This window comes from Veillonella parvula, from assembly GCF_032472435.1.
In the GTDB taxonomy this organism is placed as follows: Bacteria; Bacillota; Negativicutes; order Veillonellales; family Veillonellaceae; genus Veillonella; species Veillonella parvula_N.
Genome location: NZ_JAWEGM010000002.1, coordinates 260,956 through 286,999, shown reverse-complemented (window position 1 = coordinate 286,999; position 26,044 = coordinate 260,956). Strand labels below are relative to the sequence as shown.

At 38.1% G+C, this 26,044-nt stretch carries 25 protein-coding genes; 15 read left to right on the top strand and 10 right to left on the bottom strand.

Annotation, left to right across the window (positions count from 1 at the left end):
- The first annotated feature begins 198 nt into the window (after positions 1–198).
- The 4 genes from E7A03_RS04430 (at position 199) to E7A03_RS04415 (ending at position 5,167) form a co-directional block, all read left to right on the top strand.
- Positions 199–744 (top strand): beta-class carbonic anhydrase, encoded by a 546-nt coding sequence (locus E7A03_RS04430; protein WP_012863820.1) that lies wholly within the window; start codon positions 199–201, stop codon positions 742–744.
- A gap of 552 nt (positions 745–1,296) precedes the next feature.
- The gene (gene bioD, locus E7A03_RS04425; protein WP_077708028.1) at positions 1,297–2,049 is read left to right on the top strand and encodes a dethiobiotin synthase; all 753 of its coding nucleotides are present in this window, start codon (positions 1,297–1,299) and stop codon (positions 2,047–2,049) included.
- 201 nt (positions 2,050–2,250) lie between these two features.
- On the top strand, positions 2,251–3,639 hold the full coding sequence (bioA, locus tag E7A03_RS04420; protein WP_077708029.1) for an adenosylmethionine--8-amino-7-oxononanoate transaminase: 1,389 nt from the start codon (positions 2,251–2,253) through the stop codon (positions 3,637–3,639).
- Positions 3,640–3,826: 187 nt separating this feature from the next.
- Positions 3,827–5,167, top strand: a complete 1,341-nt coding sequence (locus tag E7A03_RS04415; protein ID WP_008603031.1) for an anaerobic C4-dicarboxylate transporter — start codon at positions 3,827–3,829, stop codon at positions 5,165–5,167.
- An 81-nt stretch (positions 5,168–5,248) separates the two neighbouring features.
- Here the strand turns inward: E7A03_RS04415 and E7A03_RS04410 are convergent, their stop codons facing one another.
- From E7A03_RS04410 to E7A03_RS04400, 3 genes are all read right to left on the bottom strand, one after another.
- Complete coding sequence (locus tag E7A03_RS04410) at positions 5,249–5,659, bottom strand: Fur family transcriptional regulator (protein WP_077708030.1); 411 nt, start codon at positions 5,657–5,659, stop codon at positions 5,249–5,251.
- Between the two features lie 230 nt (positions 5,660–5,889).
- Positions 5,890–6,708, bottom strand: a complete 819-nt coding sequence (locus tag E7A03_RS04405; protein ID WP_004693987.1) for a metal ABC transporter permease — start codon at positions 6,706–6,708, stop codon at positions 5,890–5,892.
- Positions 6,701–7,510 (bottom strand): metal ABC transporter ATP-binding protein, encoded by an 810-nt coding sequence (locus tag E7A03_RS04400; protein WP_287540698.1) that lies wholly within the window; start codon positions 7,508–7,510, stop codon positions 6,701–6,703. Before E7A03_RS04400 ends, E7A03_RS04405 begins: the two co-directional genes overlap by 8 nt.
- Positions 7,511–7,657: 147 nt before the next feature.
- On the opposite strand from E7A03_RS04400, the gene E7A03_RS04395 reads away from it, so the two are divergent.
- The 4 genes from E7A03_RS04395 (at position 7,658) to E7A03_RS04380 (ending at position 11,279) form a co-directional block, all read left to right on the top strand.
- Positions 7,658–8,572, top strand: coding sequence for a metal ABC transporter substrate-binding protein (locus tag E7A03_RS04395; RefSeq protein ID WP_008603023.1), 915 nt, complete (start codon positions 7,658–7,660; stop codon positions 8,570–8,572).
- Between the two features lie 350 nt (positions 8,573–8,922).
- The gene (locus tag E7A03_RS04390; protein ID WP_021147682.1) at positions 8,923–9,594 is read left to right on the top strand and encodes a hypothetical protein; all 672 of its coding nucleotides are present in this window, start codon (positions 8,923–8,925) and stop codon (positions 9,592–9,594) included.
- A 299-nt stretch (positions 9,595–9,893) separates the two neighbouring features.
- The gene (locus E7A03_RS04385; protein WP_004693978.1) at positions 9,894–10,577 is read left to right on the top strand and encodes a hypothetical protein; all 684 of its coding nucleotides are present in this window, start codon (positions 9,894–9,896) and stop codon (positions 10,575–10,577) included.
- 72 nt (positions 10,578–10,649) lie between these two features.
- The gene (locus E7A03_RS04380) at positions 10,650–11,279 is read left to right on the top strand and encodes a hypothetical protein (RefSeq protein ID WP_024061725.1); all 630 of its coding nucleotides are present in this window, start codon (positions 10,650–10,652) and stop codon (positions 11,277–11,279) included.
- 54 nt (positions 11,280–11,333) lie between these two features.
- Here the strand turns inward: E7A03_RS04380 and fliB are convergent, their stop codons facing one another.
- Positions 11,334–12,245, bottom strand: a complete 912-nt coding sequence (fliB, locus tag E7A03_RS04375; protein WP_316073729.1) for a flagellin lysine-N-methylase — start codon at positions 12,243–12,245, stop codon at positions 11,334–11,336.
- 160 nt (positions 12,246–12,405) lie between these two features.
- On the opposite strand from fliB, the gene E7A03_RS04370 reads away from it, so the two are divergent.
- From E7A03_RS04370 to E7A03_RS04360, 3 genes are all read left to right on the top strand, one after another.
- Entirely contained in the window at positions 12,406–12,969 is a 564-nt protein-coding gene (locus tag E7A03_RS04370) for a PepSY domain-containing protein (RefSeq protein ID WP_004693970.1), read from the top strand.
- Between the two features lie 515 nt (positions 12,970–13,484).
- The gene (locus E7A03_RS04365) at positions 13,485–14,105 is read left to right on the top strand and encodes a ribonuclease E (RefSeq protein ID WP_279009195.1); all 621 of its coding nucleotides are present in this window, start codon (positions 13,485–13,487) and stop codon (positions 14,103–14,105) included.
- A gap of 158 nt (positions 14,106–14,263) precedes the next feature.
- Positions 14,264–14,542, top strand: coding sequence for a PepSY domain-containing protein (locus E7A03_RS04360; RefSeq protein WP_004697959.1), 279 nt, complete (start codon positions 14,264–14,266; stop codon positions 14,540–14,542).
- A 405-nt stretch (positions 14,543–14,947) separates the two neighbouring features.
- On the opposite strand, the gene alr is transcribed toward E7A03_RS04360, so the two are convergent.
- Complete coding sequence (gene alr, locus E7A03_RS04355) at positions 14,948–16,060, bottom strand: alanine racemase (RefSeq protein ID WP_004697849.1); 1,113 nt, start codon at positions 16,058–16,060, stop codon at positions 14,948–14,950.
- A gap of 299 nt (positions 16,061–16,359) precedes the next feature.
- Here alr and E7A03_RS04350 point away from each other — a divergent pair, with 299 nt between their 5' ends.
- Positions 16,360–17,310 carry a 2-hydroxyacid dehydrogenase gene (locus tag E7A03_RS04350; protein ID WP_287506932.1) on the top strand — a complete coding sequence of 317 codons (951 nt, stop codon included), beginning with the start codon at positions 16,360–16,362 and terminating at the stop codon, positions 17,308–17,310.
- Between the two features lie 14 nt (positions 17,311–17,324).
- Here E7A03_RS04350 and E7A03_RS04345 read toward each other — a convergent pair whose 3' ends face one another.
- Positions 17,325–17,888: a TetR/AcrR family transcriptional regulator gene (locus E7A03_RS04345; protein ID WP_077708038.1), complete on the bottom strand. Its 564-nt coding sequence runs from the start codon at positions 17,886–17,888 to the stop codon at positions 17,325–17,327.
- Positions 17,889–18,088: 200 nt separating this feature from the next.
- Between E7A03_RS04345 and E7A03_RS04340 the strand changes: the two genes are divergently transcribed.
- Positions 18,089–19,984: a heavy metal translocating P-type ATPase gene (locus E7A03_RS04340; protein ID WP_316073727.1), complete on the top strand. Its 1,896-nt coding sequence runs from the start codon at positions 18,089–18,091 to the stop codon at positions 19,982–19,984.
- Positions 19,985–20,102: 118 nt separating this feature from the next.
- Here E7A03_RS04340 and pflA read toward each other — a convergent pair whose 3' ends face one another.
- The 4 genes from pflA to E7A03_RS04320 all read right to left on the bottom strand — a co-directional run bounded on the left by pflA (position 20,103) and on the right by E7A03_RS04320 (position 23,772).
- Positions 20,103–20,879, bottom strand: coding sequence for a pyruvate formate-lyase-activating protein (pflA, locus tag E7A03_RS04335; RefSeq protein WP_004693958.1), 777 nt, complete (start codon positions 20,877–20,879; stop codon positions 20,103–20,105).
- Positions 20,880–20,891: 12 nt separating this feature from the next.
- The gene (gene grcA3, locus E7A03_RS04330) at positions 20,892–21,128 is read right to left on the bottom strand and encodes an autonomous glycyl radical cofactor GrcA3 (protein WP_316073726.1); all 237 of its coding nucleotides are present in this window, start codon (positions 21,126–21,128) and stop codon (positions 20,892–20,894) included.
- A gap of 75 nt (positions 21,129–21,203) precedes the next feature.
- A complete protein-coding gene (gene pflB, locus E7A03_RS04325; protein ID WP_205112841.1) occupies positions 21,204–23,321 on the bottom strand; it encodes a formate C-acetyltransferase in 2,118 nt (705 codons plus the stop codon).
- 289 nt (positions 23,322–23,610) lie between these two features.
- Positions 23,611–23,772 (bottom strand): hypothetical protein, encoded by a 162-nt coding sequence (locus E7A03_RS04320; RefSeq protein ID WP_316073725.1) that lies wholly within the window; start codon positions 23,770–23,772, stop codon positions 23,611–23,613.
- A gap of 68 nt (positions 23,773–23,840) precedes the next feature.
- Here E7A03_RS04320 and E7A03_RS04315 point away from each other — a divergent pair, with 68 nt between their 5' ends.
- Both E7A03_RS04315 and E7A03_RS04310 read left to right on the top strand, forming a co-directional pair.
- On the top strand, positions 23,841–24,713 hold the full coding sequence (locus tag E7A03_RS04315; RefSeq protein WP_316073724.1) for a helix-turn-helix domain-containing protein: 873 nt from the start codon (positions 23,841–23,843) through the stop codon (positions 24,711–24,713).
- A 318-nt stretch (positions 24,714–25,031) separates the two neighbouring features.
- Complete coding sequence (locus E7A03_RS04310) at positions 25,032–25,898, top strand: DMT family transporter (protein WP_205112843.1); 867 nt, start codon at positions 25,032–25,034, stop codon at positions 25,896–25,898.
- The last annotated feature ends 146 nt before the right edge of the window (positions 25,899–26,044 follow it).

Sequence of the window (26,044 nt, the reverse complement as noted above, 5' to 3'; positions counted from 1 at the left end):
TTTTTATATGATTAATATAAATAAAAACAAATTATAAGATAGGAGTTAATATTATTGAGTTAAAGATTTTATATAATCGTAAAATTCATAATAATAATTTATAAGTTGAAATTTAAACTTGTTTTGTGATGAATAAGGTGTATATAATGAATAGAATCTATTTCAGGTGGAAATAGAGTATATAAAGTGAGGACCTTTATGATTGATATTACAAAAATAATTGAAACCAATAAAGAATATGTGAAACAACACCCTGAGCTACCAAAGGCGGGGCTAACAAGCCATCCTACAAAAAAGTTAGGCATCGTAACTTGTATGGATACCCGCTTAGTAGGTATGCTAGAAGAAGCACTAGGCTTTAATCGAGGTGAGATAATTGTCATCAAAACTGCAGGAAATAGTGTAACACAACCTATCGATAACATAGTGCAAAGCTTGCTCGTTGCTACCTATGGTATGGAAATTGAAGATGTGCTAATCATCGGTCATGAAAACTGCGGTATGATCGATTTTTCTGCTACTACATTCATGGAATCTATGAAAGCGAAAGGTATCAGTGAAGATGCTATTCGCATGATCGAACCGGGCCTTATCGACTGGATGGATCGATTCCATATCTCTGAAGACAATGTAATTTATACAGTTAACTTCCTACGCCACCATCCACTATTTCCAAAAGGGATGGGTTTCTATGGGGGCATGATGGATCCTGATACAGGCGAATTCCGCTACCTTGAAATCTAGGCTAAGATTTGATGGGGCCCAAGTTGATTTGTACATTTAGGTGAAAAAGAACGATAACTAACCTCTACGCTCCAAAGCGAGCTAAGTCGCTAATCGGTTAGTCATTACTCTTTTTATAACTGTATTTGTGAACTTGTCCAATCGAGTCTATCCATAAATCAATAAAACAAAATTCACTGTATCAAAAGAGAAAGGGAATGGCTTAGCCATTCCCTTTCTCTTTTCCCATATAGCCAACCTATTATTATCGTATTCAAAATAGCGGTCTGTGACTCTATGGGACTAATACTGCGATAATGTTATAAAAAGCTGTGTTCCTAATCGAAGTGCGACTTAGTTTACTATGGAGCGCGGAGGTTAGGGACACAGCTTTTTAGCTAAAATGTAGCGATGTATTCGGGCCCCATAGAGTCATAGAATCGTAAACTTGAACAGTAATAATAGGTTGACTATATATTCCTTTTCGCTGTATATTGTAATTAGATTGTAAACTTAATCATATACATTAGTTAACCTATGCGGCAGTAAGTATTCGCTTGAGAGGAGCCTTGTATGAAGCAGTTAGGTATTTCTATAATTGGTACAGATACAGATGTAGGTAAGACGTTTGTGACAGGGTTATTGGGGGCGATGGCTGTAGACGATGGCTTTGCTGTTGGTATGGTGAAACCTGTGTCTTCTAGTGCAGTTCCTTTCCCTGAATGTGTGACGATGGATGAGGATAATTATAATATTGGCCTTGAGAGTAAAGATGCAACACATTTGATGCGCTCGGCAGGTATTCCTGAATCTCGTCGTCATGAAGTGAATCCTTATGCTATTGCCGGTGATTTTTCACCTCGCCTTGCAGCGGAATTGGCTGGTATCGAGATTGACTATGATGGCCTTGTAGAACATACATTAGATGTAGTGAGTCGCTATGACATAACCTTTGTAGAAGGTGCAGGCGGTATCACGACCCCTCTCTATGGAGATAAAACTTTCACAGATTTTATGAAAGATATCAAATTACCAGCAATTGTTGTAGCAGATGGTCGTCTTGGATCTATTAATCGCGCCGTTTTGACTTGCGAATATGCTAAGTTGCATGGTATCGAGGTGAAAGCTATTATCGTAAATGATACAACAGCTGTAGATCTGTTTTTGTTGAAAACAAATGTGGCAGATATGAAGCGTTACACAGGTGTTCCTGTAGTAGCTGTAGTGCCGCCATACCAAGGTCCGGATATTCAAAAGGTTCAACTTGGTTGGGCTCGATCTTTTATTGATTCTAAGGAATTATGGAACACAGTATTAGGTCTATAAATAATAATTGGCTGATTTTATATTAGCTATAGCAATTTTATATATGTTAGAAGTGATATTGAGTACATGTTAACAGTAATTTTGAGACGTATTAAATTTGTAATTTAGCATACCTTAGATTGGGCAACTTAATTTAGTTTATATAAGGTATATGTGATAGAGAGTTATAGTTTGTAAACTTAGTAAGTATGAGGTGACGAAATGACAGAGAAACAGCTTTCACAAGCAGCACAATGGGACCACGAGTTTGTATGGCATCCATTTACACAAATGCAAGATTGGCTAGCACAAGAACCAGTAGTAATTGAACGCGGTGAGGGGGTATACCTCATCGATGAGAACGGTAAAAAGTATTACGATGGCGTATCCTCCTTGTGGGTTAATATTCATGGTCACAACCATCCTGTATTGAACCAAGCATTGAAGGATCAAATCGATAAAATCGCGCATAGCACGTTATTAGGCCTCGTAAGTCCTCCGTCTGCACAATTGTGTAAAGAGCTTGTAGAGCTTGCTCCAGAAGGCTTAGATAAAGTATTCCTCTCTGATGATGGCAGTACGGCTATCGAAGTGGCTATTAAAATGGCGTACCAATACCGTCAACAAGTAGGGCAAACGAAAAAGACTAAGTTTATTGCCCTCAATGCAGGATATCATGGGGATACATTAGGTACTGTATCCGTAGGTGGTATTCAATTATTCCACCAAGTATTCCATAATCTATTATTTAAACCATTAACATTGCCAAGCCCTGGTGTGTATAGAGATTTGGCAGATCGAGATAAAGCCTTTGAAGAGTCGTTGACTGAATTGGAACGCATCCTTAACGAAGAAGGTGATGAAATCACAGCTCTTGTTATGGAACCATTGGTGCAAGCAGCGGCAGGCATGCTCGTAATGCCTCACGGCTATTTGAAACGCGTTCGTGAATTAACAGAACAACACGATGTATTCCTCATCGTTGACGAAGTAGCTACTGGCTTTGGTCGAACTGGCAAATTCTTTGCTTGCGAACATGAAGGGGTATCTCCAGATTTTATGACCTTATCCAAAGGTATCACTGGTGGGTACCTTCCATTAGCGGCAACATTGACTACAAAACGCGTATTCGATGCATTCCTCGGCACCTTTGAAGAAAAGAAAACATTCTATCATGGTCACTCCTATACTGGTAATGCCTTGGCCTGTGCCGTTGCGTTGGCTTCTTTGAAAGTATTCCGTGATGAAAAGGTAATTGAACAATTGCCTGCTAAAGTAGACGCTTTCACAAAGGCTCTAGAACCTATTAAATCTTTGAAACATGTTAAAGAGGTTCGTCAGCGGGGCCTCATCGTAGGTATTGAACTTGAAAAAGATGTGTCCACCCACGAAGCGTATCGCCCGAATGATGCGGTAGGTGCTAAGGTGGCAATCCTTGCCCGTGAACAAGGTCTTATTTGCCGCCCTATTGGCGACGTGGTTATCCTCATGCCTCCATTGGCATCCGCTGTGGAACAATTAGAGGACATGGTTCGTATTGTAGGTGAAAGTATCCAACGTGCCACTGAGGAAGAGGGGATACTTAAAGATATGCGCCCAATTATTTTATAATGCTAAATTAATTATTGAAAAGCTACACCTATTGTCTTTTGTTAGTAGTTTAAGGCAATGGGGTGTAGTTTTTTTGCATAACATATCGAAATTTCGTCATATTTTAAACTATAGACTATACATTGCCAAAATTCGATGATTATTTAGCATATCTATGATACTATATATGTATAAAGGAGGTCATCGTATGGACATTTATGTAATTATGCAAGTTATTATTTTATTTGGTGCCATCTTCCTCGGTGTTCGCCTAGGTGGCATGGGCATCGGTTACGCTGGCGGCCTTGGGGTTGTGTTGTTAAGCCTTGGTATGGGGATGTTTCCGGGACAGATTCCATGGGATGTAATTCTGATTATCATGTCTGCTATCGCAGCCATCTGTGCCTTACAGTTAGCCGGCGGTCTTGATTATTTGGTGCGCATTGCTGAAAGTATTTTGCGTAAAAATCCTAAGCATATCAACTATTTGGCACCAACTGTTACGTATTTCTTAACTATTCTAGCGGGTACTGGTCATACAGCATTCTCTATGATTCCAGTAATCGTAGAGGTGGCGAAAAGTGAAAACATTAAGCCATCTGTGCCATTATCTATCGCCGTTGTAGCAAGCCAAATTGGTATCACAGCGAGTCCTGTATCGGCAGCAGTAGTTGCTATGAGTGGGTTCCTTGAGCCATATGGTGTTAACTATCCTACATTGCTCGCCATCTGTATTTCCACAACATTTGTAGGGGTTATGATTACGGCATTTATCATGTCTACCTTTGCGAATAATGATTTATCTTCTGATCCAGTGTATCAAGAACGTTTGGCGGCAGGTCACGTGGCGCCACCTCGTGAAAAAAGCACTGATTTCCACTTAAAACCTGGTGCAAAAACTTCAGTATTGATTTTCTTGATTGGTATCATTTGTATCGTATTCTACGCAACAGCAATTTCCAAAAACATTGGTATTATTAAACCAGTTATCTTTGGTCGAAATGATGCTATCATCGGCTTTATGATGATTATTGCGGCTGCTATCACATTCTTCTGTAAGCTTGATACAGCAGAACTTGTTAATACAAGTACATTCAAATCCGGCTTATCCGCTTGTGTCTGTGTACTAGGCGTAGCATGGTTGGGTGATACCTTTGTAAAAGGTCATATCCCTGAAATCAAAGCGCTCGCTTCTAGCATGGTAACAGCATATCCGTTCCTATTGGCGGTAGCGTTCTTCTTTGCAAGTACATTGTTGTATAGTCAAGCGGCAACTACGCAAGCTTTGGTACCAGCTGTAATTCTAGCTCTCGGTATTACACCAGAGAACACAGGATCCGTTTATATTATTATCGCATCCTTTGCAGCTGTATCTGCACTCTTTGTATTGCCTACATATCCAACACTTTTGGGGGCTGTACAAATGGACGATACGGGCTCTACACGAATTGGTAAACTCGTATTTAACCATCCGTTCTTCATACCTGGCGTACTTGCTATTGCCATCTCCGTAGCACTCGGTTTCTTAGTGGCTCCGTTGATGCTGTAATTGGTGAAAGCTAAATACGGTTAATTCCAAAGTATACGCTAAAACGTTAAAGGACGTAACTACAGTGTTACGTCCTTTTTGTTATTTATTTTTATCCTTACAGTTTCTACAGATTCCAGCAATCTCTAAGTGATGTTCCGTCACAGTAAATCCTGCTTTGCTGAGTTCTTTAGGCATTTCTACGACAGGACAGGTATGGAGTGGTATCATAGCACCACAGCTCGTACATACAGCATAGTGGCGGTGTGTATGAGGGGTGATTTCATAATATGCCATATCACTACCCATGAGCGTGGTACGTGTAACGATACCCTTAGTTTCTAATAGTTCAAGTGTACGGTAGATAGTAGACATCCAAGTAGTGCTACCGTCACCTAAGTGTTCTGCGATTTCAAGGGCTGTAATGGGTTTATCTGTAGTTGTTAATACAGACCAAATGGCTTCGCGCTGTTTGGTCTTTTTTATGCCTTCTGGCCAAGTTGTTGTATTCATAGCTCTCTTTCGATTCTATTTTAATACTAAACATGCTATACACCTGTATAGTTAAATGACTTATATGGCTAATAGAATATCAAATATGCTATCGCATTTGGTTAGATATATTTTTATATTTAACTAGTTATATTTTTTAATCTACTAGCTGTATTATTTGACTCTAACTAGTTATATTACTCTAACTAGCTATAATATTTATGCCTAAATATATAAATTATTGTTTTAGCTTATCTACTAAACTGAAAGCGTCGTATGATGGTGCGAATATTTTTAATGACTAACACTACCAATAAAATACCTACCGACGTTAGGGACACGAAGCCACCAGGTGCTACGTTAAGGAAGTAGGATCCAAAAAGTCCGATAATCATGGCAAGTAAGCTAAATCCAATGGAGCATAATAAAGTTATTTTAAATCCTTTTTCTAATTGTAATGCAGATGCTACTGGTAATGCAATCATGGCACTCAATACGAGAACACCAACGATTTTAATAGAAATGGATACGGCGGCAGCCATTAAGATAGCAAAGATATAGTTGATAAAATCTACCTTAACACCTGCTACACGAGCCGCTTCTTCATCGTAAGCGATGTAGAGTAAGGAGTTATACAAAAAGTATAGCGTTAATACTGATAAAATGGTGAGCACTGCAATACTAATCATATCGGTTGCGTTTACCGTTAGGATGCTACCAAAGAAGAATACATTTGCGTTAGCCTTTAGTTTGCCTGAGCTAATAAGTGTAATAGCTGTACCGATGCTGAGGGATAAGATGATAGTAAGAATAAGATCGAGATGGTGTGAAAAATATTTTCGCAAGAACTCGATGAGTGCACCGCAGATGGCAGTGAAGATAAAGGCTCCTAAAATTGGATTAGTATTCGTTAATAAACCTAGTGTAATACCTGCTAGCGATGCGTGACTCATGGTATCGCCAATCATACTGGAACGGCGTAGCACCATGAAGATACCAATACATGGACATAAAAGAGAAATACAAATTGCTACGAAGAAGGCATTTTGCATGAAATCATAACTAAACATGGCGCACCTCCTCAACTGTGGTATCATCGGCCTGAGCCTGAGCCTGAGCCTGAGCCTGAGCCTGAGCCTGAGCCTGAGCCTGAGCTTGAGCTTCTATTGTTACATCTGTGAAACAGGAGCAGTTTTTGTGATCTATTGGATTGCGACCTGTACTGTGCATGATTTCACTAGCATATTGCTCAGGGGAGCAAAGGTGACCTTGACCATTTGCAATATGGTAGATATTGGTAGAGTTGGCGAGAGCCATTTCGATATTGTGCTCAACAGAGATAATCGTAATATGGTGCTCTTGGTTCAAATTTCGAAGTAGAGCATAGATGCCCTCTTGGCTTTTTCTATCGATACCTGTTGAAGGCTCATCGAGGATGATGAGGTCAGGCTTACCGATGAGGGCGCGGGCGATAGATACACGCTGAGCTTGTCCACCTGAAAGTTTGCTGATGAGACGGTCTTTAAATTCCGTCATATGGGTAAGCTCTAATACGCGATTGACTTCCTGTTTATCCTTAATCTTTAAAAGTTTACGGTAGGAATCGAGGATTTCTTTTACCGTAATAGGAAAGCCTGCGTGAGAGAAGTCATTTTTTTGAGACACATACCGAATATTATTGGTGCTTCGCTTGATAGAGCCTTTTACAGGGGTAAGAAAACCTAAAATGAGACGGAGCAAGGTACTTTTACCACACCCATTATCCCCAACGATGGATATATAATCACCACTGTGAATATGTAAATTAAGGTCATTTAACACATAAGGCGGTTGACCTTGATAGGAAAAATAAAGATGTTCTATTGATAACATATGAAAACCACATTTCTGATTGACAAAATTCTAAGTAAGTTTATACTATAACTATATTACAAATGCAACTGAGTCGCAACTGCAACTAAAGAATAGAGTGTATTCTGTATAGGCATAGCGATCAGGATTTTACAAAGGAGGACTACGATGATCAAGAAACTGATTTTGTTAGTTGTAGGTATTATGATGGCTGCTTTATTTGCAGGTTGTGGCAATGATGCCCCGAATGCACAGAAGGAACAAGCAGGTAAAAAAATCCAAGTGGTAACAAGTTTTAATGCAATGGCTGAGTTTACAAAGGCTATTGGTGGTGACAAGGTAGAGGTATCTACTATTATACCAGATGGTGTAGAACCACATGATTTCGAGTTGAAACCTGAAAATATGAAACAATTGGCAACAGCTCAAGTGTTTGTGTATAACGGTTTTGGTATGGAGCCTTGGGCAAAACAAGCTATCGAAGCAGCTAAGAATGATAAACTCGTATCTGTTGTAGCTACTGAAGGCGTTGAAGCTATTAAAAATACTGATCCAGAAGAAATTAAAGAACATGGTGCAGAAGATCCTCATGCATGGTTATCTTTGAAAAATGCTAAAATTGAAGTGAAAAATATCAAGGATGCCCTTGTAAAAGTTGACCCAGCAAACAAGGATTATTATGAAAAGAATTATACTGAATACGTTGCTAAATTAGATGCAATGATTAAAAAATATGAAGAGCAATTCGCTAAAGCTCCGCATAAAAACTTTGTTACAGGCCATGCAGCGTTTGCGTACCTATGCCGTGACTTTGGTTTAGAACAAAATAGTGTGGAAGATGTATTTGCTGAAGGCGAACCAAATGCAGCGCAATTGGCTAAACTCATCGAATACGCTAAAGAAAACCATATCACTACTATCTTTGCAGAAGAAATGGCTAGTCCAGAAGTATCCAAAACTTTGGCACAAGAAGTAGGCGCTAAGGTAGAAACTATTTACACTATCGAAAGTAACGAAGATAATAAAACATACTTAGAACGTATGGATGAAAACCTTACAAAAATTGCAGCATCTTTGCAATAAGATAAATAAAAGAGCAGCCCCTAGTGGGCTGCTTTTTTGCGTTATAATAGGCTAAAATAATATCTTCAAAGTTAGATTATATAGTATAATATATTATCAGATTAAATAAAAAGGAGACTTGATATGGTTATCATTAATAAATCAGGGGTTGCTGATGAAAGGGCTTGACCATAGTTATTATTTTGAAGGGGCAAGTTACCTATAAGCAATTTGGTCTAAATCTTTGGATAACGGGAATTTCTTTTTACATAATATCCTTCATCTTTGGTGTGGGAGGTATAATGTTGTCCATGACGGTTTAAATATAGTTTGTGTTACAATTAAAGAAATATAGGTGTTTTGGAGGTTTTATGGAAACAAAATGGTATTCAGATATTTGGCAGCTTGTGGTAGCTCCCTTTAAACGCGGTATTCCACAGATTGTAGAGCATGGATCTTGTCGAAAAGGGTTCTATGCTACAGTAGCTTTGGCATTGGTGGCATTCGTATTTTCAAATATTCTACCTACTTTTTTGAGTATGATATTTGTGGATAAACTTAGTGTTGCACTTACTGGTGCGGCGGCTCTTTCTGGGGCCGGTATATTAGGCCTAGCGGTTGGCTTGCTATTTGCTTTTATTGGTATTGCTATTTATTCTGCGATTTTCTCTTGGGTCGCCAATAAATTTGATGCCCATACTACATATGAGTCTGTGTTAAAAATCATGTGGTACGAACAAGCTTATAATCAGATTATGGGCTTAGTATATTTCATTGGCTTCCTATTACTATCATTGCCATTTTTGCTGCTACTAGGCTCTCATCCTGATTCTACAGTAGGTAGTATTGTATGGATAACTATTATTATATTCGCAACGATAGCTTTTGCAGTCTATACATTCTGGGTATGCTTAACATTATTGAGTCGCCAAATTAATAAATCCCATTTAGCAACTTTTGGCATTTCTATTATTACGAGTTTAATTCCTGTAATCATTTTAGGTATCTTGATTGGTATGGTAGTACTTGCTAGTTCCAGATAATTACATAACATGAAAAATATGAAAGGGGCTGTAATAAAACAGCCCTTTTCTACTAAAAAGCTATTAGCTGATTATATATAATCTTCTAATAGCTTTTCTCTGTATTTTATAAGGAAAAAGGCTTGAAAGAGCCATTACATTGGGATAATTAAAGTATGAAAAGATATGTGTTTTGTGCTATAATGATGAACGGAAAATGAAAAGGAACTATTTTTTATAGTTCCTTATTGTGTGTTGTATGTTATAGTATTCAAACTTAAATGTTGTGTATGTATATTGTGTAAAAGGTGGTGATACCTATGATGGTGGGTTTAATGCAGTTTATCTATCGTTTATTAAACCCTATTGAAGAGAATAATCCTCGTATGTATCACTTTGATATTGCCTATGGGCAACTCATAGGAATGCTGCTATTAACACTCATATGTTATCAATTTACTATTGTAGGTGAAGGCGTATATTTAGATGCTATACGTGCGTTTATACGCAATTCTTCGTTATTAGTAAGGTGGGAATCGCTATCTCTTCCAGTAGGTCAACATGAAATACAACTTTTTTTGGAACAGATGGGTAGTTCTAGAGAATTTTGGAATATGGGTCGCTTTGCATGGGTAATCGGAAAAGTTATTTTCATGGCATGTATCATTATAGTTTATGCGGTTGCTCAACAGCGTAAATTTTATGTTCGAACTGTTACAACCGGTATTTTGCATATCATGTCATTTGCTCAACTTGTTGTGGCATTGATTACTTTTACAGCAGGGATTATGCTGATTTTAACTTCGGTACCATTAATACTGCAAGCAATCATTGGCTTCTGTATGATTGTGCTATGTGTTTTAAGTACCGTATTATTGTTACAAACTATGGGACGTATTGTGGGAGCATGTATTAATGGGACCCCTTATGAAGGTTTGATTCTAATGTTGATTGCTCTTTTGGTAGCACACGTGTTTGAATGGATTTATATGTTGACTCGATAAAATACATATGATATATCTAGGACGAGACATGGCTCGTCCTTTTTTACTAGTTTTAAACTAAAAGGAGCATTTATGACATGGAATAAGGATATATTGCATTTATTTACCAGGCTTAGCGAACAATCTTTTCAGAATATTATCAATTATGGATCTCATACAAGAGCCATTCTGAATCTAGTCGTATCTACTATTGTATTATATATAATGACCTATAGCTTACCGTTTATGGTGAAAGTTATATCTCCAATGCTCGGAATTAAACGGATTACTGGGTTAACTCATTTTGATGTAATTAGTATTTTAGCAAGTTCTGTATTTTTAATTTTTCAAATTATCATCGGTTCATTTGTTATATGGCGCTTACTTGTTTTATTAGGTGGTCGTGGTACTTATGGTGGGGTATTGCGCAATTATATATATGGATTAGCTTATACAAATGCACTTCGCACGGTTGTCTTAGTATTAATTCATATACTAGGGATTATTTTTTTCTCTTTGTCTCTTCAAAAATATGTAGGGGATATGGCTTATCTTATTACGATGTTCAGCCAGTATTATGCCGTGTTCATTGTAGCCCAATTAATGAGACGTTATGTTGAATTAGGTATCATTAAAACCTATATTGTTATCTTTATTGTGGCATTATTATCTGTCTCTGTATTACCTCAATGGATTCGCTTTGTTCATACTCTCTTCAAATGATGTATTATAATAAGACTTAAAAAAACCGCAAGATAAAATTCTTGCGGTTTTTGTTCACTCTATAATAAGTTGGGCTTCGTAGTGTTGTAATAATAGCGCCACATTATCTTCGTCGTATTCGATTTGTTGTGACCATCTAGCAATTTGTTTTAATGGTTGTCCCTCTAAGGCGCTGGCTATAAGTATATAGTCAGTACCATCCTTTGCATAGGCTAAGATAGATTCCAAGGAATAATCTGATAGCATATCGATTTGGCGATACAATATATATTGGTACACTTTGTTAAATAGGCTCATATCCTCTTGCTGTATATAGGTCTGTACGGATGCGATGAGTTGGTCTAGTTTACTAGATAATGTATTAACTTGTGCTGTCCAATTCTCATCGATGGGTTCGGTTTGTTTATATAGGTCTAATAGTTCTTTGAAAGACTGCTTTGAGGGCTTTGGCGTATATTTAAATAGATTAGGATCTAAATCAAAAGCTAATAATTCAAAAACATTGTGGAGTGTTAATCGCTCCTCAGAATTGAATTCCTTATGGTCATCTTCAATTGTAAAGAGGAGTAAGTCCATTGGTTCTTGTCGGGCCAATAGTTCAACCGAAGCTTCACAAGATAATCCAACGCCACATAGTTCTAAGTCTTCAATGTATTTATAAAAGCGTGGATGCATATGACAGGTGTCACAAAGTCCTTCTTCTCCCAATTCAAGAACTACCTTGCATAGACCTTTTTCATTGAGTAAGGGACACATAGGTTGTGCTTTAGAAAAGATAAAATGACTGCCTTCATCATCAACAGTGATGGCTTGGCGTAAGCTTTCACCAAGAGAACCTGTCATGGAATGATAACGTTCAGCCGTAGGCTCATCTATATCGATGGTCCACAGCTGACAACATGTATTTTCGCATTGATCGGCCTTGCATTGAAATGCGTGATATATAGTGGGGTAAATTGAAATCATAGTTAGCTCACATGTAGTTATAAAAATGAATCTATGTGCATTGTATCATAGGGCGTAGGTACATGCACTAATTATATAAATAAAGATTATAAACCACGTTGATTTAGTGTATAATTGTATATATATTGTTATGATAACTGTTTGAGATATGGAGGAACCAATGAGATCATTTTTTGTAAAAGGTAGCCTTGTATTGGCCTTGGCAGCGGCATTTGGCATGCCAAATGCAAGTGCAGCCCCTTTAGTAGCTGTAGAGCCAACTGTGGCAGTTGTTGATGGTAACCATGCGGCGATTGTAGGTGCTAATGGTTTATTAAATGCCTTTATCCAAAATCATCCAAATGCAGGAATTACGGAAATCGCCTTTGATGCGGATGGAGGTCAAATTAAGTATGATGTTGAAGGTTTTGATGAATCTGGTAAGTATGAGTTAACGTATATCTATGCTACTAATCAAATCTTTGAAAAGCGCGAAGGGGACTTCCATAAATCACTAAAGAAAAAATCGTTTGATCCTCGGGAAATCTTACCGCCTGCAGCTGTGGTGAACTTTGCTTATGCCCAAACAAAAGGTAAAGCTGTGAGCCTTAATGAATGGGCTGTACGCTATGATAAAGGTAAGATTGTCTACAAAGTTAGCTTTGGTACAGCAGATAATAAAGAAGTACATGTACGTATGGATGCAATGAATGGTAAATTGCTATCTGTTAAATTTGACGATTAATATATGATTGACTAGTTATTATATCTTAATAGTGCCTAGTTATTTTATTCTGAATATAATAATTAAATGCCTTAATACTATTTTTCTTAAAAAAATAACTAGTATTGAGGCATTTTTTGTGAAAGTTTGCTCATGAATGTGAAATTTTAGATATCGATACGTATATTTTGAAGCCGTTTATCCCTTATATATGGGATAAACGGCTTTTGATATGTTTTTCATGGAATTTTTAAGTATAAAGTAAATCCCATAGGATTTCATAGGAATTATATATAAATTCATTCTAAACTCACTATAAAATAAGCTTTTAACAGTGCTTCTACATTTTGACTTCATAGACTGTCGATAGTATGTGTACCAGTCGAAAGACAAACTCAAGTATATCTGAAATTTCCAAGCTATATATCTACAAGTCCATGCTAGATATATGTTTTGGAACTTACATGATGACATTGAGTTGACTGGAAATATACATGCGTAAAGTTGCATGTAAATGAATTAATAAGGAGGACAATATGAAAAAATCTATTTTAAAAAGTAGTATTGCTTTAGCAGTGGCTGGCGTATTTGGTGCCACTGTAGCTGTAACCGCAGCTGAACCAGTAACTCCAATGCCTGTTACACAAGAAACAGCGAGTGCAGCGACTCCAGCACAACCAGTTACTGATCCAGTAGTTCCTACTACAGCGGTGGCTCCAGATGTGGCTACTACTGCAGTTGCACCTAAAACTCCGGTAGCTCCTGTGGCAGACGGTAATCAAGTAGGTACAGCAGTTCGTAATACTACACCAGTTCCAACAGCTACACAAGATGTTAAAACACCAGTAGCTCAAGAAACTATAGTACCTAGTACAGAAAATCCTGCAGCAGCAGTTCCTACTATTGAAACTGCATCTGTAGCTAAAGCTCCTAGTGAAACAAGAGTAGTACGCGGTGGCGATAAAAAATCAGAATCTGTAGCAAAGCATGATAAAGAAGTTAAAAATACTAAAAAAGCTGCAGTAGACAAAGCGCCTAAAGTAAAAGTTGTGAAAGACGAAAAAAAGGCTGATAAAGAAGAGCCTACTAAAGAGGAAAAAAAAACTCTAAAAGTAGAAAATCACAACCTAGCACAACCAATCAGCAAGAAGGCGTAGTAGACCAAAATAGTATTTTCGTAGTTGGTGCTAATTATTTAATTGACCAATTCGAAAGTAAATTTGGAAACTCCAAAATCACTAATGTATCCTTCAAAACTCAAGGTAAAACTGCCATCTATGAAGTAGCTGGTTTTAATACTAGTGGTGCTCATTCTATGACTCTAGATGTGGCTACTGGTAATGTAACGGATGGTACTCCTAAAGCATATGATGCATCTATGGAAGCTAGTGCTATTGATGCTGGGACAGTAATACCTCCACATGTGGCAATTAATGCAGCTTTCGTACAGTCTGGCAAGGTAGCAACTGGTATTAATGCGTGGTCTCTTGCTAATCAAAATGGTAAACCACTATATACCATAGAATTCCATGATGCACAAAATAAACCGATATCCGTTGTATTGGATGCTAAAACAGGGACGGTAGCAAAATAAGTTGATCTCCTATTCTATAGCGCTGTAAAGCAAACCCTTTCAAAAACGAACACTAAGCACTCAAAACTATACACACATAACATAAATACACTTACACACACATACACAACACATAAAACACACAAAAACACACACAATAAACAACACACACACAATAAACAATTACACACAGCCCTCTGGATTGGATAGATAAACATTGACTCTCTCCTATGCCATCTATCGTTCAGAGGGCCCCTTATGAATTGTGGTTCCCTCCGAATCATAAGATTATATACTTGGTATATATACTCTCTCTCACAATAAGAACGTAACTGCTTTACAGCACGCTGGGTATAGGAGAGCAAGAAAGCCCGTATCACATGTAGACTTCTACATGTGATACGGGCTTTCTTTATTTTACATAGGTTAAATATATTGTCGTGGTACGCGCTCTGAGAATCCACAAAAGATTTCATAAGGAATTGTAGAAGCAAGGGCTGCAATTTCTAGAGCAGAAATGCTTTCATGACCTTGAGACCCTAGAAGTACCACCTTATCGCCAGGTTTTACCGTGATTGTATCTGGAACAGAAACCATGAATTGATCCATACAAATACGACCTACTACGGGACAACGAGTGCCATGAATCAGTACGGTGCCCCGATTGGATAAACTACGAGGGTAGCCATCCGCATAGCCTACAGGGATAGTAGCAATTGTCATTGGCTCAGTTGTGATATAGGTAGATCCATATCCAATGCCTTCGCCAGCAGGGATATGTTGTACATGAACAACTTCACTATGGAAAGATAAAACTGGTTTTAAGCCCAATCGATTTGGTACATCAAGAGATGGCATGATACCGTATTGAATAATACCAGGACGAGCATCTGTGAATAGACTATCTTTGACAGATAAAAGACCTGCACTGTTGGCGAGGGAGAAACGGTAATCTGCTTCTGGACGGAATGCTCGTATTTCATCTACCATGCGATGAAATTTTTGCGTTTGGCTATGGGCGTGTGATTGATCCGCCGCATCAGCATTGCTCATGTGGGAGAAGAATCCGTCTATTTCCAAATTTTCGTAGGACTCAATGCGTTTGATAAACTCAATGGCATCCTCAGGCTTGATACCGATGCGATGCATGCCTGTATCAACGGCAACAGCAACGCGAATAATCATGTCGTGATTATCGGCTACTTTATTGAGTGATTCCAAGTCGGTAGATTCACAAACGGCAGGAATCGAATTAGTGTCTGCCACAAGTTCAAAGGATTGTGGCCTTGTGAGTCCTAATAAATAAATAGGTACCATAATACCTGCATTGCGAAGTGGTACGGATTCTTCTGGAATAGCAACGGCTAAGGATTCGTAACCTTCCTCCACGGCAATACGACCCATCATAACACTGCCGTGGCCGTAGCCATTGGCCTTGATGACAGCTGTAGACGTACTCCATTCAGGTAAACTATCTTTAATTTTACGCAAATTCTCGCGAACGAGACTTGTATTTATGGTCAAATAGGTAGGTCTCATTGTATTCCTCAATTCTATATAACATTACTTTTATTTTATAACTTTTGGGGAATTACACAATACTTTTGTGAAAGTTATATACAGAAAAATGAGTTTTACTTTGAATTTTATAGGATTTATACATATATTATATACAATTATTGTGAAAGTATACTAATTAGTTGTGAAAGTATATTAATTGGTATAGGTAGTTGATATATAATAGAAGTTATTTTAGTATAAAATTATATAAATAATAGTATAATTTATATAGAAGTAGTATTACATATATTTAAAGCTATTCAATTTAGGAGGTTCTCATGAGCGAACGTGTAGTAGTGGTAAATGCAGGCAAAATGAATTATGACCATGCATTGGATTTCTCCATATTATCTAATGATGTGCAGGTCTACGAAGATAGTACGAATGCTGAGCTTATTGAACGGATTCAAGGTGCTCGTGTTGTGGTTACAAAAGAATTGCCTGTAAGTGCCGATCTGCTTTCACAATTTCCTGATACTGTAGAGCTTATCGTAGAAGCAGGTACTGGCTATAATAATATTGACCTTGACGCAGCAAAGAAAAAGGGAATCACTGTGTGCAATATTCCTGCGTATAGCACAGAGCGTGTAGCACATACGGTGATCATGATGATCCTCAATTTTGCATCTACCATGCAGCAACAAATTGGTATGCTTGTTAAAGGTGATCGCAGCAATTTCACGAAATACCTTCAAGTGAGCCATACAGAAGTGAATGGTAAAACCTTAGGTGTTGTCGGAGCTGGTCACATCGGTATGGAAGTCATCAAAGTTGCAAAAGCGCTAGGTATGAACATCTTAGTGCATACACGCACACCAAAGGCTGATGGCGACGGGATTCGTTATGTGAGCCTTGATGAATTACTAGCTAATAGTGATTATATTACTTTGCATTGCCCATTGAATGAACAAACTAAACATCTTATTAATAAGGAAACAATCGGTAAGATGAAACCTAATGCAGTCATTGTGAATACTGGTCGTGGACCTCTCATTAATGAAGCAGACCTTTGTGAAGCATTAGCAGCTAAACGTATCGCTGGAGCAGGTCTCGATGTACAAGAGGTAGAACCACCAGCTGAGGATAGTCCTCTCTATACACTAGATAATGTCATCATTACTCCGCACATGGGTTGGAAAGGTCTTGAAACACGTCAACGCTTGGTAGGCATTATTCGAGATAATGTACAAGCCTTCTTTAAGGGTGAACCAATCAATGTTGTATCTTGATAAATTTTAAATAATTATATAATAGGTTCTATAACGGCATGGAAGTAATTGTCTAATTCTGTAGGCGATTCTTTCATGCCGTTTTTTACCCACCATAACACCATTTCCACAAAGCTACCTGAAATATGATTAATAATAAAGTCATCCGGTAGATTTGTATTTGCTTTACGGTCTTGGTTGATAAAATATCCTTGTACTAACTCATTTAGATGATCCCTGAAATAACGCAAAAAGATTTCGTTATTATCACTAGCTAGTAGCTCCAGGATTTTATTTTCATTTTGCTGTAAATGTTGTAATAAATGACCAAATACTGAGACTGGGTAAATACTTTGTTGATAAAGCCCATGAGCATGAGGTAAATGATTAATACTATCTTTTATATGTAAAAATAAGTCTTCGCAGAGTGCTTCTAGTAATGCTTCTTTTGTGTCGAAATGAGCATAAAAGGTGGTGCGACCAATGTCTGCGGCACTAATGATTTCTTGAACGGTGATTTTGTCATACGCCTTATTAGATAATAATTCGTTAAAAGCTATAAATATGGCTTTACGAGTTTTTTTCTGCCTACGATCCATATTAACTCCTGTCATTCTTTTAGTACAGAATAGCGTATATGTTCCGTAATGAACATATGAGATGTTTTATATATTGTATTAAAACCATAGGTTGATACAATTAAAGTGAACAAGGTGTTCGCTATCGTAATTATTGTACTGTAAGTGTAGTCATAATTCAATTCATATTGGTAGTGAAAGTCTGATAAGGGGATTGTTGTATGGTACATCGAATACATGATATATTATCTGGTTTATATATGACGATTTTAGCGGGGCTATTTTTACTGCTTGATGGGATTCCGCATTTGATAGAGGAGTTTGGTGGACAGAGACCATTTCAAAATATATTCCCTTTTGAACCTTCCTGGATTACCGTTATTATTTGTGGTTTTCCTCTTGTATATTTATCTATACGAAGGATTGTATATAATAAGGGGATTAGTAAAATCTCGTCAGCTTTATTGATTTCCATGGCTATGTTTGCGGCCATTGCTATTGGAGATATATTTGCGGCTGGTGAGGTCGCCTTTATTATGGCTTTAGGCGCTCTCCTTGAAGAAGCAACTACAGAGCGAGCAAAAAAAGGGTTAAAGAAGTTAATTTCATTAGCACCTGTTAAGGGCCGTAAAATACAGGCTAATAAGGAAATAATGGTTCCTGTAGAGTCTATACAAAGCGGTGATTATTTACGAATCCTTCCGGGCGAAACAATCCCTGTAGATGGACGCATTATTAACGGTGAAACAACGGTAGATCAATCCATTATGACAGGAGAGTCTATACCTGTTGATAAAACAATTGATGATGATGTATTTGGCGGAACGATTAACTGTTTTGGTGCCATAGATATTATAGCTACTAAAGTGGGCGAAGATAGTTCTATTCAAAAAATGATTCAACTTATTAAAAATGCGGAACAGAAACAGGCTCCGATTCAGCGTATAGCTGATATTGTTGCTAGTCGATTGGTTCCTATTGCATTGATGATTGCATGTATAGGCTATTTAATAACTGGTAATATCATCGTCGGTGTTACTGTGTTGGTAGTGTTTTGTCCTTGTGCATTGGTGCTTGCTACACCTACTGCGGTTATGGCCGCTATTGGTCAAGCTACTAAACATGGCGTTATTATTAAATCTGGTGAAATTCTTGAAACTATGGGAAAAGTAGATACCATGGCATTTGATAAAACCGGCACATTAACACGTGGTCAGTTAGCAGTTCAATCTATTTTAGCCGTTGATACAGATTATAGTGAGATTGATATTCTTCAATTAGCTGCATCTGCAGAGGCTAAGAGCGAACATCCTATTGGCAAGGCTATCGTTTCTCATGCGATAGAGCAAGATTTAGAAATACTTGATACTACTTCGTTTACGATGTTCGTAGGTAAAGGGATTATAGCCGTAATAAAAGGTCGAGAATTATATTGTGGAAATGAACGATTCCTTGAAGAGCATAATATTATTGTATGTGAGTCTATTCAAAAAGCCATTAATGTATATCGAAGTGAAGGCAAGGTATCTGTCATTATTGCAGATAAAGAGCATATTATAGGTATCATTACATTATCTGATACAATGCGAAATGATGCGATAAATATGATATCTGCTATCTCAAGCTTAGATATGACAACAGTATTACTTACTGGTGATAGTAAAGCAGCCGCTACATATATTGGAAAGAAATCTGGTGTTTCCGAAATACATGCGGAGCTTTTACCAGGAGAAAAAGTAAGTATTATTGAAGCACTGCAAGGGAAACATCACAAGGTTTGTATGGTTGGCGACGGAATTAACGATGCTCCGGCTATGAAGACTGCTGATGTGAGTATTGCAATGGGGACTATTGGTAGTGATATTGCCATAGAAACAGCAGACATTGCTTTGATGAGTGATGACCTTAGTAAAATTCCTTATATTAAACGATTATCAGATGCTACGATTAAAACTATAAAATTTAGTATTGCTTTATCAATGGCCATTAATTGTATCGCTATTATTCTCTCATTGCTTGAGGTTTTGACGCCTACTACAGGTGCATTAGTGCATAATGTGGGATCTTGTTTAGTGGTCCTCATCGCTGCCCGTTTGTATGATAGAAAATTTATTTAAACGCAATAAGAGCCGTCCCCGGTTGTATGGGGCGGCTCTATTGATTAGGGCTATCATAGATCAAGTCTTGGTATATATATTTATATATATCAAGGGAGGTAGTTATCCTCAAACTTGATTATGATTGATGTTGTGTTTTGATGGGACTCCACCAATGGCGTCTATAGGCCTTGATGCCTTCCACCACGGTTCTTGTCGCTTTAGCTGCAATATCTTTCGTTGCAGCCGGGATGCCCTCTAGGCGATAGGGAATACCTAACTCCTTATATTTAGCAATACCCATAACGTGATAAGGTAAGCAATCAACGGCTTGTAAATTTTTCAGAGATCCTAGAAAAAAGCCTAGACGATAGTGACGATCGGCATTATCTGTAATCGTAGGGACTACTACGTGACGAACCCAAATCGGAACTTCCACGTCTGCCGTCAATCGAGCAAACCCGAGAATGGGCTCTAACGGTTTACCCGTTAACCATAAATGCTTGGCTGGATCGATTTCCTTAATGTCTAGGATGACGAGACTAGTTACACTGAGTAATTTACGGTATGCCACCTCTTGGTGGGGGTCAAAACAAATTCCACTTGTATCTAAACAGGTATGGACGTTTCTTTCACGGAAATATGTGAAAAGCTCAATAACAAAGTCGATTTGCATAAGAGCTTCCCCACCTGTGACGGTGATACCACCATTAGTATAAAATTGGCGGTTACGTTCGTACTGGTCCCATAATTCCTTTACGGTCATGAATTTAGCATTATCGCTAGTTTCATCCCATGTATCAGGATTATGGCAATAAGCACAGCGCATGGGGCATCCTTGAAGAAATACCACCATGCGCATGCCTGGACCATCAACCGTACCCATCGTTTCAACCGAATGAATACGTCCAGTCATAGGAAACCTCGATTAGATACGTTGATGGAATGTACGGGAAATAACTTCGTCCTGTTGTTGTTTTGTCAATTTGTTGAAGTGTACCGCATAACCGGATACACGAATCGTCAATTGAGGGTACAACTCAGGATGTTTTTGAGCGTCTAACAATGTTTCACGAGTAAACACGTTAACGTTCAAATGATGGCCGCCCTTTTGGGAATAACTATCCAATAACTCTACCAAGTTATCAACTTGTTGGTTGCTCATGGGTATAACCTCCTTTCAACCAAGACTAACACGCGTATCGATGCCGGTGAAAGCAGTTCGATACTGTGGAAGATTTTACTTATCTTCCTCTATAGTAACATTTGGTTCGCTGCATGCGAAGTTTGTATTGCTGTTAGGCAATTGAGATGGATCTAACTCAATATCAAAATCGCTGACGGAAACAAATGTTTCACCAGATTTACCTAATGCGTCCGGAATGATAGAGAAGGTATTAGAAATACCATCGGAGCAATCACGCCATGGCATTTTAGCTACGGATGCCAACGAGGATACGGCACCGTGAGAATCACGACCGTGCATTGGGTTCGCGCCAGGAGCGAAAGCTTCGCCAGCTTTACGGCCATCTGGAGTAGAACCTGTAGCTGTACCATATACTACGTTGGAAGTAATTGTTAACAAGCTCATAGTAGGAACGGATTGACGATATGTAGGATGTTTACGAATCTTGTTCATAAATGTGGAAACAACCTTTGCTGCCAAGCTATCTACACGGTCATCATCGTTACCATATTTAGGGAAGTCACCTTCGATTTCGAAATCAACAGCGATGCCATTTTCGTCACGGATAGGTTTTACCTTAGCATATTTAATAGCGGATAAGGAGTCTGCTACTACGGATAAACCAGCGATACCAGTTGCAAACCAACGAGTTACCTTGCGGTCATGCAATGCCATTTCTAGTTTTTCATAAGCATATTTATCGTGCATGTAGTGAATGATGTTCAATGCATTTACATATACGCCTGCCAACCATTCCATCATGTCGTCGAATTTTTCCCATACTTCGTCAAATTCTAAGTACTCGGAAGTGATAGGGCGGTATTTAGGACCAATTTGTTTCTTCAACTTTTCGTCAACGCCACCGTTGATAGCGTAAAGCAAGCATTTCGCCAAGTTGGAACGAGCACCAAAGAATTGCATTTCTTTACCGATACGCATTGGGGATACGCAACATGCGATTGCATAGTCATCACCAGAGTTAGGACGCATCAATTCGTCATTTTCGTATTGAATGGAAGATGTTTCAATGGATAATTTCGCACAGAAACGGCGGAAGCCGATCGGCATGCGAGGGGACCACAATACAGTGAGGTTTGGTTCTGGAGCAGGGCCAAGGTTGGTCAATGTATGTAGGTAACGGAAGGACATTTTAGAAACCAATGTACGGCCATCGGTACCCATACCACCGATGGATTCAGTGGTCCAAACAGGGTCACCTGTGAACAAATTGTTGTATTCATGGATACGTGCGAAGCGAACCATGCGCAATTTCATGATGAAATGGTCTACGAATTCTTGGATTTGTTCCTCTGTGTATATGCCGTTGCGAAGGTCTCGTTCCGCATAGATATCGAGGAATGTGGAGTTACGACCAATGGACATAGCAGCACCGTTTTGCTCTTTAATGGCACCAAGATAGCCAAAGTAAATCCATTGCATAGCTTCACGAACATCCTTAGCTGGTTTGGAAATATCATAGCCATAGGATGCTGCCATCTCTTTCAATTCTTTCAAAGAGCGAATTTGATCTTGTATTTCCTCACGGTCGCGAATAACATCTTCTAGCATGTCACCCATTGTAATGCTAAATTGTTCTTTTTTATCTTCAATAAGATAATCAACACCGTAAAGAGCGATACGACGATAGTCACCGATAATACGACCACGGCTATACGCATCTGGTAAACCAGTTACAATGTGAGCTGTACGTGCAGCACGCATTTCTGGAGTATATACATCAAATACGCCATCATTATGAGTTTTGCGATGTTTCTTAAAGAAGTCCTCTGTTTGCGGATCCATTTTGAAGCCGTATTCTTCAATAGCGGATTTTGCTGTGCGCAAGCCACCATATGGGAACATAGCGCGTTTTAAAGGTTTGTCAGTTTGCAAACCAACGATTGTTTCAAGTTCTTTGTCGATATATCCTGGCGCATGGGCAGTAATGTGTGTGGCCACGGAAGTATCAGCATCGAGCATGCCGCCTTTTTCACGTTCTTCTTCATAAAGCTTCATTACTTGTTCCCACAATTTTGTTGTTCGTTCTGTAGGACCAGCAAGGAAGGAATCGTCCCCTTCATAGGGGATATAGTTTCTTTGAATAAAGTCGCGTACATCAACGGCTTTATCCCACACACCTGTGTTAAAATCTTTCCATGCAGTATGTTGCATTTTGCACCTCCATAAAAGGATATAACTATAGATTTCTATGCCTATAGTGTACAATGTTTGTAACAATTCTACAATGAATAAATGATATAGATTTTCAATACATACTATGCGATTTTGTGAAGTATCTTATAAATTTTCATAAACCGAATTGTTGACGTTTACTTGTATATAGAGGAGTATATAAGTTTTTTCTTTTTGTGATCTCACTTGATGTATACATAATAATATGAAATTGCATATCAATATTAATAAAGGCAATAAAAATTTTATTAAAGAGGATGAAGGCGGATTATTCAATAATATGATCGGATAGTTTATATTTGTGTACTGTTCGGAGGTCGTTTATATCTTGTACAGAATCAGCCTGTAAGTCTTTATAAATGCACGCATATTGGAATGCTACGGAACGTTGCCAGCCAGGAAAACAAGCGTTTCTTTTCTTCACTGACATCATATACTATACTCTGAGCAGCTCTTGTTGAAGAGTAACTGATATTGCCTAAAATAGGAGGTCACATTATGGATTTTAATGAAAAATTACGGGAGTATAGAAAACAATCTGGATTATCTCAGGGGAAATTAGCAGAAACACTTAATGTGTCGAGACAGGCCATAACAAAGTGGGAATCGGGCAATGGAATGCCGGATATTTCAAATTTAAAGGCCCTTTCAGGTGTATTCAATGTCTCTGTGGATGAATTGCTTTCAGAAGAAGCGGTTAAACCTCGATATCCTTATGAAAGTATCGTAGAATACGATATCGATGAGATAAAACATTTCGACATTAAACTGGGTTCTGTTAATCACGTAAAAATGAGAGCTGGAGAGGGTGAGAAGATAAAGGTTCAACTGGTCAGTGATACTATTGAAAATTTGACGGAACTGGTGAAAGTAAAAATCGATGATATAAAAAGGCGTATCGATGTGGATGTAAATCGTTCCAAATCCTTATCTGAAGAGCTTGTAAAAGAACATTTGTGGATTTTTATAAATTTGCCTGAAAAATATATGGGAGATACGGAGCTAGCGACCCATTGTGAAAAACTAGAACTATTTGATATTATTAGTGAAAAGTTTGAGTTAGACGGAGCGGTTAAAGAAATTCATATTGCCGGCGGTAACAGTCATATAGAGCTGGATAACAACTCTCCAATGGAGATATATGTAGCAGATTATACGGGGCGAATTGATGTGAATCAGATATCGGCGAAATCTCGTCTGTATGTCTCTCACGAGTATGCTTTCAAAGCGGTGAAAAAAGGTGTTCGCACTAAATTGCTCTTTGAAGAACATGGAAATCTTGTAGACGATTTTTCCGTGGCTGAATCAGAAAATCAAATTGAAATTAATGGAATCAATAGTGAACTCACGATAGTCAAGCTAAGTAACTAGTTGCCTTAATTATAGGGGATTCCTATATCATAGTTTTCATAAAGCGTTATTACTTGTTCCAACGACTTTGTTACACATTTTGTAGGTCCCATAAGGAAGAAATCATCCCCTTCATAGGAATAAAAAGTATGATTTAATTTATTGTAGTGTTAGGGGTATATTATGGTACTATTGAGATAGTGTTATTAAGCTATAAAACATGTAGATAACATGATCTTGGTAGAATGAATCAAGATAGAAATAATTTGGATAGAATATACGTTAATCAAAGTGGATTATAAGATTGTATAGGCGAATGCTATTGAAAGGTGGATGTTAATGACAAATCGAAAGAAAGCACTTTTAGGTGCTTCTGCTACTATTGCGGTGTGGGCTACTGCATTTCCTTTCAGTAAAATCGCATTACAGTCAGTAGATTCGTTGACATTGTCTGTGGCAAGGGTCATGGGTGGCGCTTTACTTATGCTGGTAATCGGTGTTGTAAAAGGGCTACATATACCGACAACATGGCGTGAGTGGAGACTATATATTCTGTTAGGTGCTACAGGGAATTTTCTTTACCAAGTTGTTTTTAATGAAGGCTTGCGCACAATTCCAGCGGCCACATCCAGTATTATTATGGCCTTGACTCCGATGACGACAGCACTGATGGCCATGATTGTTTATAAAGATAAAATACGGCCCATAGGATGGTTATTTACAATAACGGCTTTTATTGGTGTAGCCATAATCATTCTTTGGAATTCAGCCCTTACAATTCCTACAGGTGCATTATGGACCTTGCTAGGAATGACACTCTTTGCGGTTTACAATATCCTTAATCGTGGACTTAGTTTAAAAGGCTATAAGCCTATCACTATCGCCATGTGGTCTATGTTTACGGGGGCTATTATGGCATTGCCCTTTGCGGAACATGCTATTGAATTGATTGTGGTGGCACCGATTAGCGCAAAGTTTGCTATGGCCTATTTAGCATTTCTATCCAGTGCATTAGGTTTTGTATTCTGGAGCTATGCTTTGGAACATGCTGAAAAGGTTTCTGATGTAACCAACTTTATGTATATCTCTCCCATAGTGGCAGCTATTGTAGCAGCATTTTTATTGGGAGAAATACCTAATATGGGGCTCTATATAGGGGCGCCTATTATACTAGGATCTTTATACCTTTTTAATCAATATAGATAAGTTATTTTGTTAGTGTCTGAATCGCTTTGGTTTGATGTAAAAAATATATAATTAGATGAATAGGGATGTAAACCCTTACTTATAAGATAAGAGCTATATAATAAAAGAACCTCAACCTTTTAATTGGTGAGGTTCTTTTTGGTTTG